Source organism: Nonomuraea typhae (assembly GCF_009760925.1).
Taxonomy (GTDB): Bacteria; Actinomycetota; Actinomycetes; order Streptosporangiales; family Streptosporangiaceae; genus Nonomuraea; species Nonomuraea typhae.
In genome coordinates, this window is the sequence record NZ_VRLV01000003.1 from 618177 (window position 1) to 633029 (window position 14853).

At 71.4% G+C, this 14853-nt stretch carries 14 protein-coding genes; 8 read left to right on the top strand and 6 right to left on the bottom strand.

Annotated elements, in window-relative coordinates:
- Positions 1-8: 8 nt before the first annotated feature.
- Both FVE25_RS15000 and lysA read right to left on the bottom strand, forming a co-directional pair.
- Positions 9-1112, bottom strand: a complete 1104-nt coding sequence (locus FVE25_RS15000) for an acyltransferase family protein (protein ID WP_157247389.1) — start codon at positions 1110-1112, stop codon at positions 9-11.
- Between the two features lie 72 nt (positions 1113-1184).
- Positions 1185-2423, bottom strand: a complete 1239-nt coding sequence (gene lysA / locus FVE25_RS15005; protein ID WP_157247392.1) for a diaminopimelate decarboxylase — start codon at positions 2421-2423, stop codon at positions 1185-1187.
- 122 nt (positions 2424-2545) lie between these two features.
- Here lysA and FVE25_RS15010 point away from each other — a divergent pair, with 122 nt between their 5' ends.
- From FVE25_RS15010 to FVE25_RS15035, 6 genes are read left to right on the top strand one after another with little or no spacing between them, the layout of a single operon-like run.
- The gene (locus FVE25_RS15010; RefSeq protein WP_157247394.1) at positions 2546-3433 is read left to right on the top strand and encodes an ABC transporter substrate-binding protein; all 888 of its coding nucleotides are present in this window, start codon (positions 2546-2548) and stop codon (positions 3431-3433) included.
- Positions 3430-4257: an amino acid ABC transporter permease gene (locus tag FVE25_RS15015; protein ID WP_157247396.1), complete on the top strand. Its 828-nt coding sequence runs from the start codon at positions 3430-3432 to the stop codon at positions 4255-4257. The genes FVE25_RS15010 and FVE25_RS15015 overlap by 4 nt, the downstream gene beginning before the upstream one ends.
- Positions 4258-4259: 2 nt before the next feature.
- On the top strand, positions 4260-5012 hold the full coding sequence (locus tag FVE25_RS15020) for an amino acid ABC transporter ATP-binding protein (protein WP_157247711.1): 753 nt from the start codon (positions 4260-4262) through the stop codon (positions 5010-5012).
- On the top strand, positions 5012-6718 hold the full coding sequence (locus tag FVE25_RS15025) for an N-acyl-D-amino-acid deacylase family protein (protein ID WP_246267032.1): 1707 nt from the start codon (positions 5012-5014) through the stop codon (positions 6716-6718). Before FVE25_RS15020 ends, FVE25_RS15025 begins: the two co-directional genes overlap by 1 nt.
- Positions 6715-7461 carry a serine hydrolase gene (locus FVE25_RS15030; RefSeq protein ID WP_157247398.1) on the top strand — a complete coding sequence of 249 codons (747 nt, stop codon included), beginning with the start codon at positions 6715-6717 and terminating at the stop codon, positions 7459-7461. Before FVE25_RS15025 ends, FVE25_RS15030 begins: the two co-directional genes overlap by 4 nt.
- A gap of 43 nt (positions 7462-7504) precedes the next feature.
- The gene (locus FVE25_RS15035; RefSeq protein WP_157247400.1) at positions 7505-8428 is read left to right on the top strand and encodes a LysR family transcriptional regulator; all 924 of its coding nucleotides are present in this window, start codon (positions 7505-7507) and stop codon (positions 8426-8428) included.
- A 293-nt stretch (positions 8429-8721) separates the two neighbouring features.
- On the opposite strand, the gene arc is transcribed toward FVE25_RS15035, so the two are convergent.
- Entirely contained in the window at positions 8722-10485 is a 1764-nt protein-coding gene (arc, locus tag FVE25_RS15040) for a proteasome ATPase (protein ID WP_157247402.1), read from the bottom strand.
- A 204-nt stretch (positions 10486-10689) separates the two neighbouring features.
- Positions 10690-11538, bottom strand: a complete 849-nt coding sequence (locus FVE25_RS15045) for a tRNA (adenine-N1)-methyltransferase (RefSeq protein WP_157247404.1) — start codon at positions 11536-11538, stop codon at positions 10690-10692.
- 54 nt (positions 11539-11592) lie between these two features.
- Between FVE25_RS15045 and FVE25_RS15050 the strand changes: the two genes are divergently transcribed.
- Complete coding sequence (locus FVE25_RS15050; RefSeq protein WP_181019594.1) at positions 11593-12699, top strand: GNAT family N-acetyltransferase; 1107 nt, start codon at positions 11593-11595, stop codon at positions 12697-12699.
- A gap of 90 nt (positions 12700-12789) precedes the next feature.
- Positions 12790-13296: a hypothetical protein gene (locus FVE25_RS15055; protein ID WP_157247409.1), complete on the top strand. Its 507-nt coding sequence runs from the start codon at positions 12790-12792 to the stop codon at positions 13294-13296.
- A 2-nt stretch (positions 13297-13298) separates the two neighbouring features.
- Here FVE25_RS15055 and FVE25_RS15060 read toward each other — a convergent pair whose 3' ends face one another.
- Together FVE25_RS15060 and FVE25_RS15065 are read right to left on the bottom strand one after the other, a co-directional pair.
- Complete coding sequence (locus FVE25_RS15060) at positions 13299-13652, bottom strand: effector-associated constant component EACC1 (RefSeq protein WP_157247410.1); 354 nt, start codon at positions 13650-13652, stop codon at positions 13299-13301.
- Between the two features lie 51 nt (positions 13653-13703).
- On the bottom strand, positions 13704-14825 hold the full coding sequence (locus tag FVE25_RS15065; RefSeq protein ID WP_157247412.1) for a DUF4145 domain-containing protein: 1122 nt from the start codon (positions 14823-14825) through the stop codon (positions 13704-13706).
- Between the last annotated feature and the right edge of the window lie 28 nt (positions 14826-14853).

Consider the following 14853-nt stretch of genomic DNA (forward strand, 5'->3'; position numbering starts at 1 on the left):
CCACAGAGTTATGGCACCGACGCCTTTTCTGCCTGTGAGGGATCGGTTGCCGGGGTTCGTGATGGCCTGCGTGGTCTGAGGAGTCGCTGGATCGGGCGTTCGACGCAGGCGTAGACGAGATAGGACACCAGGATCGCGGCGAGCGTGGTGAGCAGGGCGGTGAGCCAGGGCGGCAGGCCGCGGGTGAGCAGCGGCACGAGGACGACGGCGGCGGCCGAGTGGAAGAGGTAGAGCGGGTAGGTGGTGCCGCCGAGCGCGGTGAGGAGCCGGTTGGGGCGCGTGCGCAGCAGGCCGATGGCGACCAGGGCCATGACCACGAAGATCGCGGTGACGGTGAGGATGACGCCGAGGTCGGTGACGGGCATGGCGGCCTGTCCGGCGGCTTTGACGCGGCGCTCGACCCGTTCGAGGGCGGCGTTGAGCGCGAGGGCGTATCCGGCGGCGACGTAGAGCCAGGGCAGCCAGGCGGAGCCGCGCCGGTGGATGAGGTAGAGGGACATGCCGGCCACGAAGTAGGGGGCGTAGGCGGGCATGACGATCTCGTTGACGACGGGGTTGTCGAGGAACAGGGCTCCGGTGGCGGCGGTCAGCCAGACGCCGCCGAGGATGAGGATGCGGTTGTGGGTGATGCCGATGAGGATCATCACGACCATGATCAGGTAGAAGCGCAGCTCGGCCCAGAGCGACCAGTAGACGCCGATGGCGTCGATGCCTTTGAACAGGCGCTGGAACATGGTGGCGTTGAGGGCGTACTCGGCGCCGGTGAGCTTCGGGTCGGGGCCTTTGAGCGCCAGGACGCCGTAGAGGCCGAAGGCGACGGCGAGGCTGAGCCAGTAGGCGGGGTAGAGGCGGACGAAGCGGGAGCGGGCGAAGGCTCCCAGGCCGCGTCCCCAGGCGCTCATGAGGATGACGAAGCCGCTGATCATGAAAAACAGTTCGACGCCGAGGATGCCCAGCCCGGCCAGGGGCGCCACCGCGGGGAAGAGTTCCGCGGGCTGTTCGCCCCAGACCGATTTGAACGCGACCAGGTAGTGGAAGGCCACGACGGCCAGCGCCGCGACGAACCGCAGCAGATCTAGTTCAGCAAGCCGCTCCGGCGCCCGTCGATGCACGCCCGCTTTGACGTGTCTTGGGCATCACTTGGTTCCCTTTTGGTATCAAAAGCCCCAGGAGTCTCAGCAGCATCACGCGTAGAGGCGGAGAAGGTCGTCCTCGGTTTCGCGGCGGACGACGACGCGGGCGGCTCCGTCCCGTACGGCGATGACCGGCGGCCTGGGCACGTGGTTGTAGTTTCCGGCCATCGACCGCTGGTAGGCGCCGCTGGCGGGGACGGCGAGGATGTCGCCGGGCGCCAGGTCGGCGGGCAGGTCGGCGTCGCGGACGAGGATGTCGCCGCTTTCGCAGTGTTTGCCGACGACCGTGGCGGCGCGGGGCGCGGCGGCGGAGGGGCGGGAGGCGAGCCGGGTGGTGTAGGCGGCGCCGTACATCGCGGGACGGGGGTTGTCGCTCATGCCGCCGTCGACGCTGACGTAGGGGCCTTTGACGGTGCCGACCGTGTAGAGGGCGACGGTGGAGGGGCCGGCGATGGAGCGGCCGGGTTCGACGGACAGGTGCAGGTCGCCGGTTTCCTTCTGGAGGACGGCCACGAGTTCGGAGGGCGTGGGGGGCTGGGGGTCGCCGGGGCGGTAGGCGATGCCGAGGCCGCCGCCGAGGTCGAGGCGTTCGATGCCGAGGGGGCGGGCGAACGCGGCCATGCGGTGGGCGGCTTCGGCGAAGCCGTCCAGGGTGAGGATCTGGGAGCCGATGTGGGAGTGCAGGCCGCGCAGGCGCAGGGAGGGCCGGGCGCGGACGCGTTCGACGGCGCGGGCGGCGTCTCCGGCGGCCAGGGAGAAGCCGAATTTGGAGTCGTCGCCGCCGGTGGCGATGGATTTGTGGGTGCGGGCGTCGACGCCGGGGGTGACGCGGATCATGACGTCCTGGACGCGGCCGTGCTCGGCGGCGACGGCGGCCAGGCGGTCGAGCTCGGTGAAGGCGTCGAGGACAACGCAGCCGATGCCCCAGGCGACGGCGCGGCGTAGTTCGGCGACGGATTTGTTGTTGCCGTGGAAGACGACGCGGGCGGGTGGCATGCCGCCGGCCTGGGCGACGGCGAGTTCGCCGCCGGTGCACACGTCGAGGTTGAGGCCGAGGGGGCCGAGCCAGCGCACGACTTCCGGGCACAGGAACGCCTTGCCGCCGTAGTGGACGTCGCCGTCGGGCAGGGCGTCGCGCCAGGCGCGGGCGCGGGCGTGGAAGTCGGCTTCGTCGAGGATGTAGGCGGGGGTGCCGTGCTCGCGGGCCAGGTCGGTGACGGCGAGGCCGCCGAGGTGCAGCACGCCTTCGGGCCATGCCGCCGTGGCGGGCCACACGCTGTCGATGCTCATGGCGGCTCAGCGTAGGAAGCGTGCCGGGTGCGCGGGGGCGAGCCTCAGCGGTTTCGATGCTCAGGGGCGGAAGCGTTCACCTGCCTTGGGAACGACGCGGAGGCTCGCCAACGATGTCGGCCATGCGAAAACACCTGGTCATCGCGCTGGTCGCGGTGTGTGCGCTGGGCGTGGGCTGCGGCCGGTCGGGTTCCGGTACGGCGGCGCCCCAAGGTACGGCGGGCCCCCAAGGTACGGCGGAGGGCGGCAGGAGCGCCAAGGAACTGGTGCCGGAGAGCGTCCGCGCGGCCGGCGTGCTGCGCGTGGCGACGGCGGAGGGTTATCCGCCGATGGAGATGTACAAGCCGGGCACGCAGGAGCTGACGGGCGTGGACCCGGATCTGGCGGTCGCGATCGGCGAGCGGCTCGGGCTGCGGACGACGGTGACGAACGCCTCGTTCGACGGCCTGCTGCCGGGGCTGCAGGGCGGCCGCTGGGATCTGGTGATGTCGTCGATGAGCGACACCGAGCAGCGCCGGAAGGTGGTCGATTTCGTCGACTACTTCAACGCCGGCGGTTCGGTGCTGGTCAAGAAGGGCAACCCGGAGGGCATCAAGTCCCTGGCCGATCTGTGCGGCAGGAAGGTCGTGCTGGCCAAGGGCTCGTCGAACCTGGACATCGGGCAGCGGCAGAACGACAAGTGCGCGGCCAAGATGGAGATCCTGCAGAGCGCGGACGCGCCGACGGGCCTGCTGACGATCGACTCGGGCCGGACGGTGGCGACGATCGTGGATTCGCCGGTGGCGTACATGTACGCGAAGGAGACCGGCAAGTACGAGGTGCTGCCGGAGCAGTATGACGCGGGCCCGTGGGGCATCGCGGTCGGCAAGCGGAACGCGGGGCTGCGTGACGCGGTCGCCAAGGCGTTGCAGGAGATGGTCGGCGACGGCTCCTACCGGGCGATCCTCGACAAGTACGGCACCGGCCCGAACGCGGTGGCGAAGGTGACGATCAACGCGGGCGCGCCGTGAAGGTCGAGGCGGTCACGCCGCGGCGGCCGGGCCGGATCGCGGCCGCCGCGCTGGCCGGGCTGGTCCTGGTGTGGCTGGTCTACACGGTGGTCGTCAACGAGAACCTGCACTGGGATGTGATCGCGGCGTTCCTGTTCGACGGCCGGATCCTGGGCGGGCTGCTGGTGACGGTGGCGCTGACGGTGCTGTCGATGGGCGTGGGCGTGGCGCTGGGGGTGGCGGCGGCGGTGATGCAGTTGTCGGACAGCCCGGTGCTGCGCGGCGCGGCGGGCCTGTACACGTGGTTCTTCCGCGGCACTCCCCTGCTGGTGCAGCTGATCTTCTGGTTCAACATCGGGCTGGTCTTCCCGGTGATCGGGATCGGGGTGCCGTTCGGCGGGCCGATGCTGGTGGAGTGGCCGGCGCATCAGCTGATCACGCCGTTCGTGGCGGCGGCGCTCGGGCTGACGATCAACGAGGGCGCGTACATGGCGGAGATCGTCCGGGCGGGCATCCGCTCGGTGGATCCGGGCCAGCGGGAGGCGGCCGAGGCGCTCGGCATGTCGCACGGACAGATTCTGCGCCGGGTGGTGCTGCCGCAGGCCATGCGGGTGATCATTCCGCCGACGGGCAACCAGTTCATCTCGATGCTGAAGACGACGTCGATGGTGTCGGTGATCGCCGGGGCCGAGTTGCTGACCGTGGCGCAGCGCATCTACCTGGAGAACTTCGAGGTGATCGCGCTGCTGGTGGTGGCGTCGTTGTGGTATCTGCTGCTGACCAGCCTCGCCACCGCGGGCCAGCACGTCCTGGAGAAGCGCTTCAGCAGGGGGTATGCGCGGTGAGCATGGTGAGGCTGGAGTCGGTCCGGAAGAGGTACGGCGGGCTGGAGGTGCTCCGGGACGTCAGCCTGGAGGTGCCGGAGGGCGGGGTGGTGTGTGTCGTGGGCCCGTCGGGTTCGGGCAAGTCGACGTTGCTGCGCTGCGTGAACCGGCTGGAGACGATCGACGCGGGCCGCGTCTGGGTGGACGGCGAGCTGGTCGGCTACCGGGAGCATCGCGGGCGGCTGCACCATCTGCGGCCGGAGGAGTTGTGCCGGCAGCGGCAGAAGGTCGGCATGGTGTTTCAGCGTTTCCATCTGTTTCCGCACATGACGGCGCTGGAGAACGTCGTGGAGGGGCCGTGCACGGTGCGCGGGGTGCCGCGCGCGCAGGCGGTACGGCGGGGCCGTGAGCTGCTGGAGCGGGTGGGGCTGGCCGATCGGGCCGGGCATTATCCGGCCCAGTTGTCGGGCGGGCAGCAGCAGCGGGTGGCGATCGCCCGGAGCCTGGCGATGAGCCCGAAGGTGATGTTGTTCGACGAGCCGACCAGCGCCCTGGATCCGGAGCTGGTGCAGGAGGTGCTGGCGGTCATGCGGGACCTGGCGGCGAGCGGGATGACCATGATCGTGGTGACGCACGAGATGGGGTTCGCGCGGGAGGCGGGTGACCATCTGGTGTTCGTGGACGACGGGGTGATCGTGGAGGAGGGGCCGCCGCGCGAGGTGCTGGCCGCGCCCCGGCACGAGCGCACCCGGGCGTTCCTGGGGCAGGTGCTGTGATGCTGGATCTGCTGGTCACGGGTGCGCTGCTGGCCGACGGCACCGGCGTTCCGCTGCGCCCGGCCGACGTCGGCGCGCGCGACGGCCGCCTGGTGCTGCTGCCGCCCTCGAGCCCGGCCGGCGCGGGGCGCCTTCCCGCGGACCCCCTTCCCGGCCGCCCGAACCTGGGTCACCCCCTTCCGGGTCACCATCTCCCAGGTCACCATCTCCCAGGTCACCCCCTTCCGGGTCGCCTCCTTCCCGCGGATGAGCGGGCGCGGGTGGTCCTGGACGGGGCCGGGTGCGTGGTGGCGCCGGGTTTCATCGACGTGCACACCCACTCCGACGCCGCCTCCCTGCTCGGCCCGGAGTTCGCCGAGCTGGCGGCGGCGCCGGTGCGGATGGGGGTGACGACGGAGATCTGCGGCAACTGCGGTTCCAGCCTGTTCCCGGCGCTGCCCGGGCGGATGGCGGAGATGGCGCGGTCCAGCCGCACCTCCTTCGGCGGCCGTGTCCCCATATTTCCGGACTTCGCGGGGTTCGCCGCCGCCCATGCCGGGACCCCGCGGGCCAACCATCTCGCCTCCCTCGTCGGCCACGGGACCCTGCGGGCCGGCGTGGTCGGCTATGCGGACCGGGCGGCCTCGCCGTACGAGCTGGAGGTGATGTGCGGGCTGCTGGACGAGGCGCTCGCGGCGGGCGCGGCCGGGCTGTCCACGGGGCTGATCTACACCCCGGGCACCTACGGCGGCACCGACGAGGTGGTGGCGCTGGCCAAGGTCGCCGCACGGTACGGCCGGCCGTACGTGACCCATCTGCGTGACGAGATGGCCCGGGTGGAGGAGGCGCTGGAGGAGGCGGCGGAGATCGCCCGCAGGAGCGGGGCGGCGCTGCACGTCTCCCATCACAAGACCGCGGGCCGGCACGCCTGGGGGCGTACCGAGAGGACGCTGGCCCGGATCGCGCGGCTGCGCGCGGACGGGATGGACGTCACCTGCGACGTCTACCCCTACACCGCGGGCAGCACGTCGCTGGCGGCGATGTTCCCGCCGTGGGCCAACGACGGCGGCATCCCGGCGCTGCTGGCGCGGCTGCGCGAGGCCGGGCAGCGGGCCGGCATGCGGCGGGCGATCGCCGAGGGCGTGCCGGGCTGGGAGAACACCGTCGGCAACGGCGGCTGGGACCGCATCTCGATCGCCTCGGCGCCCGGCCATCCGGAGCTGGAGGGCCGCACGATCGACTCGCTCGGCGGCGACCCGCTGGACGCGGCGGCCGAGCTGCTGCTGGCCGGGAACGGCGAGGTGACGATCATCAGCCATTCGATGCGCGAGGACGACGTGCGCCGGGTGCTGGCGGCGGAGTTCACCATGATCGGCTCGGACGGGGTGCCGAAGCCGGGGCGGCCCCATCCGCGCATCGCGGGCACGTTCCCGCGGGTGCTGGGGCGGTATGTGCGTGAGGAGGAGCTGTTGTCGCTGGAGGCGGCGGTGCACAGGATGACGGGGATGGCCGCGGCGCGGTTCGGGCTGGCCGATCGGGGCGTGGTCCGCGAGGGCGCGCACGCCGACCTGGTGGTGTTCGACCCGGGGCGGATCGCGGACGCGGCCACCTACGCCGAGCCGCTGCTGCCGCCGGACGGGCTGGCGGCGGTGGTGGTGGCCGGGCGGGTGGTGGTGGCCGGCGGCGAGCCGACCGGCGCCCGCCCGGGACGGATCGTCGCCCCGTGACCCGCGACGAACGGCTCGCCGCGCTGGCGGGCGAGTGCCCGGGCACGCTGGCCGTGGCGGTGCGCGGGCCCGGCGGCGCGTTCGGCGTCAACGAGGACGCCGAGCTGCCGCTGGCCAGCGTGGGCAAGCTGCTGCTGCTGGCCGAGGTGGCGATGAGCATCGAGGGCGGCATTCTGGATCCGTCGGCGCCGGTCCCGCTGGCCGACGACGACTACTGCGGCGGCTCCGGCCTGCTGCTGGGGCTGAGCGCCCGCACGTGGAGCGTCGCCGACCTGGCGCTGATGACCGCGGCGGTCAGCGACAACACCGCGACCAACGCGCTGCTGCGCACGCTGGGCCTGGACCGGGTCAACGCCGCCGGGGCGGCGCTCGGGCTGACCCGTACCCGGCTGCTGGACCGCATCCGCGAGCCGCGCGGGCCGGGGCATCCGCCGACGTTCGCGGTGGGCACCGCGGCCGAGCTCGCCGGGCTGGCGGCGCTGGTGGCGGGCAGCGCGGGCTGGCAGGTGCAGTTGCGCGAGTGGATGCTGGCCAGTACCGACCACACGCTGGTCCCGGCGCTGGTGCGCCACGATCCGGAGGGCTCGTGGCTGGCCAACAAGACCGGCACCGACGACGGCGTCCGCGCCGACGTGGGGCTGATGGGCGAGCGCGCCTACGCGGTGCTGGCCTCGGGGCCGCCGGGCAGCGAGGACGCGCTGGCCGCCGCGGTGCGCGGGGCGGGGCTGCTGGTGGCCGGTTGACCTGCGGTGTTTAGGGTGAGTCCATGCCCTTGAGGGAGTTCGTGTGCTGAGCAGCCAGCGTCTGCGCGTCCTGCTGGAGGTCTTCCGCAGCGGCAGCATCGCCGGCGCCGCGCGCACCCTGAAGGTCTCGCCGTCGGCCGTCTCCCACCAGCTCGCCCGGCTGGAGGAGGAGGCGGGCGTCGGCCTGGTCGAGCGCAACGCGCAGAGCCTGCGCCTGACCGAGGCGGGCCGGCGGCTGGCGCTGCGGGCGCAGGAGGTCGTCGACATCCTGGAGGCCGCCGAGAAGGACCTGCTGGCGCAGGCGCGGGTGGACGCCGGGCAACTGCGCATCGGCTTCTTCGCCTCGGCCGGCTACCGGCTGCTGCCGCTGGCGCTGTCGCGCTTCGCCGCCCGCTACCCGAGCGTGGCGCTGGACCTGGTGGAGGGCCAGCCGTACGAGCTGCTGCCGGACCTGGAGCGGGGCGCGCTAGACGTGCTGGTCGTCTTCGAGCACGCGCTGGATCCGTGGAAGTGCCCGGACGGGGTGGAGGTGCTGCACCTGTTCGACGAGCCGCAGCTGCTCGTGGTGCCCGCCGGCCATCAGGCCGCGCTGCGCCCCCGGGTACGGCTGGCCGACCTGGCCGGCGAGCACTGGATCACGACGTTCGGCGCCGAGCACCCGGTTTCGACGCTGGAGCGGGCCAGCGCGCTGGAGGGGTTCACGCCGCAGGTGCGCTGCCGGTCCGACCATTACGAGGTGACGATCGGACTGGTGCGGGCGGGTCTGGGGGTGGCGCTGGTGCCGAGCCTGGGGCTGCAGGGCGTCACCGGGGTCCAGGTCTGCCGGCTGGCCAACCCGCGGCTGTTCCGGCGCATCGGCGTGGCCCGGCGGCCCACGAACCCGAACCCGGCGGCGCGCTCGTTCATCGCCTACCTGCGCACCGCCGCCAACCAGCTGCTCAATTCGCTGGATCCGGCGCTGCGCTAGGGGTTCACGGTCCGTGATCGCCAAGGGCTTCACGGGCCGGTCCTGGAATAAAGGGCCGCCCGGAAAGCCCTCGGCCGGGCAGGGGCGCGCTCGTGTCGGCGGCCCGCCACGCCCCGGTGGACGGCCGTCTCCCTGGAGTGTCCCCAGCCCCGTGCGGCGGGTGGCGTGACCTGGGCCGCGCCGTACGAACCCGGACAGAACCCCGGACAGAACCCCGGACAGAACCCGGGCAGGACCCGGGGACGGACAAGGACCGCGCGGGGCGGATGCCCGCGCGGTCCTTGAGGACGGATCTACAGGTACTGTCCGGTGTTGGCGACGGTGTCGATGGACCGGCCGGCCTCGGAGCCCTGCTTGCCGGAGACCAGGGTGCGGATGTACACGATCCGCTCGCCCTTCTTTCCGGAGATGCGGGCCCAGTCGTCCGGGTTGGTGGTGTTGGGCAGGTCCTCGTTCTCGGAGAACTCATCCACGCACGCGGTCAGCAGGTGCTGCACGCGCAGGCCCTTCTGGCCGGTCTCGAGGAACTGCTTGATGGCCATCTTCTTGCCCCGGTCGACGATGTTCTGGATCATCGCGCCGGAGTTGAAGTCCTTGAAGTACAGGACCTCCTTGTCGCCGTTGGCGTAGGTCACCTCGAGGAAGCGGTTCTCCTCGCTCTCGGTGTACATGCGCTCCACGACGCTCTGGATCATGCCCGCGATGGTGGACTCGCGCGAGTCGCCGTGCTCGGAGAGGTCCTCGCCGTGCAGGGGCAGGTCGGTGACGAGGTACTTGGAGAAGATGTCCTTCGCCGCCTCGGCGTCCGGCCGCTCGATCTTGATCTTGACGTCCAGGCGGCCGGGCCGCAGGATCGCCGGGTCGATCATGTCCTCGCGGTTGGAGGCGCCGATGACGATGACGTTCTCCAGGCCCTCGACGCCGTCGATCTCCGACAGCAGCTGGGGCACGATGGTGTTCTCGACGTCGGAGGAGACGCCCGAGCCGCGGGTGCGGAAGATCGAGTCCATCTCGTCGAAGAACACGATCACCGGGGTGCCCTCGGAGGCCTTCTCACGGGCCCGCTGGAAGACCAGGCGGATGTGCCGCTCGGTCTCGCCGACGTACTTGTTGAGCAGCTCGGGGCCCTTGATGTTGAGGAAGAAGCTCTTGCCCTCCTGGCCGGTCTTCTCGGCGACCTGCTTGGCCAGCGAGTTGGCGACCGCTTTGGCGATGAGCGTCTTGCCGCAGCCGGGCGGGCCGTACAGCAGCACGCCCTTCGGGGGGCGGAGTTTGTGCTCGCGGAAGAGGTCGGCGTGCAGGTAGGGCAGCTCGATGGCGTCCCTGATCTGCTCGATCTGCCGGGAGAGGCCGCCGATCTCGTGGTAGGAGATGTCGGGCACCTCCTCCAGCACCAGCTCTTCGACTTCGGACTTGGGAATGCGCTCGTAGACGTAGCCGGAGCGCGGCTCGAGCAGCAGCGAGTCGCCGGCCCTGATGGGCTGGCCGACCAGCGACTCGGCCAGGCGCACGACGCGTTCCTCGTCGGCGTGCGAGATGACCAGGGCGCGCTTGCCGTTGTCGAGTAGTTCCTTGAGCATCACGATCTCGCCGACCTCTTCGTAGCCGAGTGCTTCGACCACGTTGAGCGCCTCGTTGAGCATGACCTCCTGGCCACGCCGCAGCGAGTCCACGTCGACGGCGGGGCTGACGTTCACCCGGAGCTTGCGTCCGCCGGTGAACACCTCGATCGTGCCGTCTTCTCTGGCCTCCAGGAAGGTGCCGAAGCCGGATGGCGGTTGCGCCAGCCGGTCCACCTCTTCCTTGAGGGCGACGATCTGGTCCCTGGCCTCCTTGAGGGTTGCCACCAGGCGCTCGTTCTGGCCGGTCACGGCCGCCAGATTCGCCTGTGCCTCATGGAGACGCTCTTCGAGGACCCTGGCCTGACGGGGTGACTCGGCCAGCTTCCGCCTCAGCGCGGTGATCTCCTCTTGGAGGAAGGAGACCTGTGTTGTGAGATCAGCGACCTCCCGTTCGCGCTGCGCGGCTCGAGCCTCAGCATCATCGCGAGCTGCCACGCCCCGTCACCTCCTTCCCAGTCGAGGGCGACTACTAAGGACCTTACCTATCTCGGGCCCCTCCGTAACCTGGCCGGGCAGTGTTCGTAGAGTGACATTCAGTATTCGGTGAATAATCCCCAATGGTGCGTTTAATCCTGCCAGCATATGAACACGGCTGCTTGTTCCCGTGTCACGCACCAACGCACCCTCGTGGCCAAATTGTCATAGTTCTTCGGTCGTCCCCTTCGGTCGTCTGCGGCGCGGCGGCGGGGTGACGCCGTCGGCCATGCGGCGGGCGGTGACGAGGAAACCCGTGTGGCCGATCATCCGATGATCAGGTCGTACGGCCAGGCCCTCGACATGCCAGTCGCGAAGGAGGGTCTCCCACGCATGGGGCTCGGTGAAACTCCCGTGATCCCGAATCGTCTCCACCGTCTTGGACATCTGGGTCGTCGTCGCGACGTAACAGCAGATGACCCCACCCGGGGTGAGCGCCTTGGCGGCGGCGTCCACGCACTCCCAGGGGGCCAGCATGTCGAGGATGACCCGGTCGACGTCGATCTCGTCGATCGACTCGTTGAGGTCGCCCACGACCAGGCGCCAGCTGTCCATGGCGCCGCCGTAGAACTTCTCCACGTTCTTGCGGGCCACGTCGGCGAACTCCTGGCGGCGCTCGTAGGAGGTCACGTGCCCCTCGGGGCCGACCGCGCGCAGCAGGAAGCAGGTCAGCGCGCCGGAGCCCACCCCGGCCTCGATGACCCGGGCGCCGGGGAAGACGTCGGCCATGCCGACGATCATCGAGGCGTCCTTGGGGTAGATGACGGCGGCGCCGCGCGGCATGGCCAGGGTGTAGTCCTGCAGCAGGTGCCGGAAGGCGAGGTACTGGGTGCCGCCGGACGAACGCACCACGGAGCCCTCGGGCTGCCCGATCAGATCGCTGTGCGGGATGGCGCCCTTGTGGGTGTGGAAGACGCCGTCCTCTTTGAGCGTGATCGTGTGGCGCTTGTTCTTGGGGTCGGTGAGCTGCACCTGATCCCCCGCCTGGAAAGGCCCATGCCTGCGGAAACCCATGGCGGCAAGGTTATAGGGATTTCGACTGGCCCAGACGCGCGATATGAAGGGGGGATGTTCCCGCGCGATGTGCTCTCCGCCGGTCCGCTGTTGCTCCGGCCCCCCTCCCACGGCGATCTCGGGGCGATCGTCGAGGCGTCCAACGACCCGGTGATGGCCCGGTTCATGCCGCTCCTGCCCAGCCCCTACACGACGGCCGACGCCCAGGGGTACCTCGCGCTGGCGGCCCGGCGGTGGGACGAGGGCGGCGCCGAGTTCACCGTCACCCGGGACGGCCGGCACGTCGGCGCGATCGGCCTGACGCCGCCGGACCGCTGGGGCACGGTCTCGATGGGCTACTGGGTGGCGCCCGCCGCGCGGGGCGCCGGCGTGGCCGGCACGGCGGCCAGGGCGGTGGCCGACTGGGCGCTCGACCACGGGGCCCGCCGCGTGGAGCTGGAGGCCGAGGTGGAGAACCTCGGCAGCCTGCGTGTCGCCTACAAGGCCGGGTTCCGCCAGGAGGGCGTCCGGCGCGAGGCCAAGGCGCTGCGCGACGGCCGCCGCTCGGACCTGGTGACGTTCGGCCGGCTTCCGGGCGAGGCGGTGGAGACGGCCGGGCCGTACTTCCCCTTCTTCCGGGACGGGCACCTGACCGACGGCGTGGTACGGCTGGCGCCGATGGCCGAGGAGCACGCCCAGCCGTTCATGGCCATGCTGGAGGAGCCGGTCGTGCGGCGCTATTCGCTGATGCCGCCGTCGCCGCTGGCCGAGCACGTACGGCGGTGCCGCTACACCGGCTTCTGGTGGATGTCGGGGCAGCGGGTGGAGCTGGCGATCACCGATGCGGCCACCGGGGCGTTCGCCGGGCACGTGCAGCTGGTGAACGTGACGCAGGTGCTGCACCAGGCGATGGTCGGCTACGCGCTGATGCCGTCCTTCCACGGCAGGGGCTTCATGAGCCGGGCGCTGGCGCTGCTGGTGGACTGGGCCTTCTCGGCCACGCCGCTGCGCCGGCTGACGGCGGGCACGAACGTGGACAACGCGCCCTCCCACCGGGTGCTGGAACGTGCCGGGTTCGCCAGGGAGTCGGTGCATCGCCAGATCATCCCCAGCGTGGACGGCGGCTGGGCCGACGACGTCACGTGGGAGCTCCTGCATCCGAAGTTGGGGGAAAAATCCTGATTTCTTGTGAAGGTATGGCCAAGGGCGGTTTTGGGGGGTATTAGTCGGAATCACCGACCCACCAGGCACCGCCCGGCCATGGGGAACCTCATGAGACCAAGCCGCACCGACGCTGTTGTGGACGAGCTCATCCAGGCATTCTCCCGCGTGGACGCGGAAGCGCTCACCGACCTCCTGACCTGGTCGGCCGCCGCCGTGACCGGCGTGGGCTACGCCGGGTTCGTCCAGGTGGACCCGCTGCGGGAACTCGCCCGCTCGGTCGCCCTGCACGCCCCGCGCGGCGACCCGCTGCGGGTCCGCGCCTGGCTGGCCGAGTCCGGGGTCCTGAAGGAACTGGCCGCCTACGCCCGGCCCGTCGTCCTGCCCCGCGACCATGCGGTGGGCGAACCCGGCTTCCTGGCCGTCCCGGTCCCGCTGGCCACCCGGGAGCACGCCTTCCTGTGGGCGGCCGGGCGGGACTTCGACGACACCGACGCCCACCTGCTCGGCCGCTTCGCCACCGCCGCCGGCCGCGCCCTGGAGGCGGCCAGCGGCATGGAGGCGGCCGTCCGCCTCCTGCGCGGCGTGCAGACCTTCCGCACCCCCGCCGGAGCCTGACGTCATTGCCCGGCGGCGTGCAGCGCCTCGCGCAGGACGGCGTCCACCTGGCGGGCGAGCCGGTCCACGTCCACCTCGCCGCGCAGGTCGAGCTCGGTGACGCGCCGGCCGACCCGCAGCTTGAGCGTGACACCCGCGCCGCGCACCCGCAGCCACAGCTCGACGGTCCGGCTCAGCGCCGTGGCCTGGGCGCCGGTCTCGACCGCGACCCTGAGCTCGGGCGGCGCGCCCATCCGGCCGGGGGCGGGCGGCGGCGTCAGCAGGCGGACCCTGCCGCGCAGCGCGTCCACGTCGCGCAGCCACTCCTCCAGGGAGTGCAGCAGGTCGGCCTCGGCCTCCAGCGTGATGTCGGGCACGTGCGTCTCACCTCGGACTCGGGATTGGGGCCGGGGCCTGGATCGGGGCGGTCATTTCATGATCTGGGCGGTTCTGGCGGCAGTGACGCGGATCAGGTCGCCCGGCGCGAGTTCCAGCTCGAGCCCGTGCCGGCCGCTGGGGATGAAGACGCTGTCCTGCCCGGCCGCCCCCGCGTCCAGCACCGACGGCAGGTACGGCAGAGCCACCGGGCTGAGGACGTCGGCGGCGATGGCCTCGCCGATCCTGGCCACGTCGGCGCGTTCGGCGACCCGGGCGGCGGCGGCGCCGAACGCGGCGGCCAGGGCGTGTTCGTCGATCCGGCCCTCGATGGGGGCGATGGCCAGGACGGCGTGGTGGCCCAGGTAGAGCAGGACGGCCTTCAGCATGCGCGGCGGCGGCACGCCGAGGGCCCGTGCGACGGCGGCCCGGGACTTGGTGTGGGCGGGATCGTGCGGATAGGGGTGAACGACGAATGGGGTCCGGGTTTTGCGAAGAATGCGCATGGCCGGGGTCTCGACGCGTACTGCGCGGCTTTTCCGGGTATTCGGGGCCGCCCTGGCCCGCCGTACCTGAAAATGCTGATATTTCGGCGAAAAGACATATAAGTAGTCGATGAGTGCTTCGGCGAGTTCCACCGCGTCGGCGGCCTCGCGGCGGGTGAGGGCGGCGGCGCCCAGGTGGGCGGCCTCGTTGCCGAGTTCGCGCAGTTCCTCGGCCCAGCCGAGCAGCCGGCCGTCGATCAGCCCGCGTGCCCGCAGCTCGTGCAGGGCGTGGAAGAGGGTGCGGCCGGTGACGCCGTGGTCGGCGCAGACGGCCTCCAGCAGGCGGCGCACGTGCAGGACGGCCGCGGCCGGCGAGCCCGCGCGCAGGCCCGTTCTGGCCTGGGTCAGTTCGGTGCGCACGACGTCCGGGACCTGCTCGCCGATCTCCCGTCCCGGCGCCGGCCAGAGCACCTCCGCGGGGCGGGCGGGCAGGTCGTCGGGGTCGGCGTCCGGTTCCTCCTCGCCGGACAGCAGCAACATCGCCTGCCCGCAGCTCTGGCAGGCGGCCAGCGCGAACGGCCGTAATTCGGCCGGCAGGAAAACCCGGTGAGGGGCGTCCGCTTCACGGGCCAGCGTCTGCCGGCCGCAACCCGGGCAATCGACGTCGAATTTCGCCCCCCACCGCGCCACAGAACGCAAGATATTCGATCACATAAAG

Coding starts and splice junctions, on each gene's coding strand:
- FVE25_RS15055 (WP_157247409.1), top strand. CDS start 12,790: ATGAGACCAAGCCGCACCGACGCTGTTGTGGACGAGCTCATCCAGGCA.
- FVE25_RS15020 (WP_157247711.1), top strand. CDS start 4,260: ATGGTGAGGCTGGAGTCGGTCCGGAAGAGGTACGGCGGGCTGGAGGTG.
- FVE25_RS15045 (WP_157247404.1), bottom strand. CDS start 11,538: ATGGGTTTCCGCAGGCATGGGCCTTTCCAGGCGGGGGATCAGGTGCAG.
- FVE25_RS15050 (WP_181019594.1), top strand. CDS start 11,593: ATGTTCCCGCGCGATGTGCTCTCCGCCGGTCCGCTGTTGCTCCGGCCC.
- FVE25_RS15025 (WP_246267032.1), top strand. CDS start 5,012: ATGCTGGATCTGCTGGTCACGGGTGCGCTGCTGGCCGACGGCACCGGC.
- lysA (WP_157247392.1), bottom strand. CDS start 2,423: ATGAGCATCGACAGCGTGTGGCCCGCCACGGCGGCATGGCCCGAAGGC.
- FVE25_RS15010 (WP_157247394.1), top strand. CDS start 2,546: ATGCGAAAACACCTGGTCATCGCGCTGGTCGCGGTGTGTGCGCTGGGC.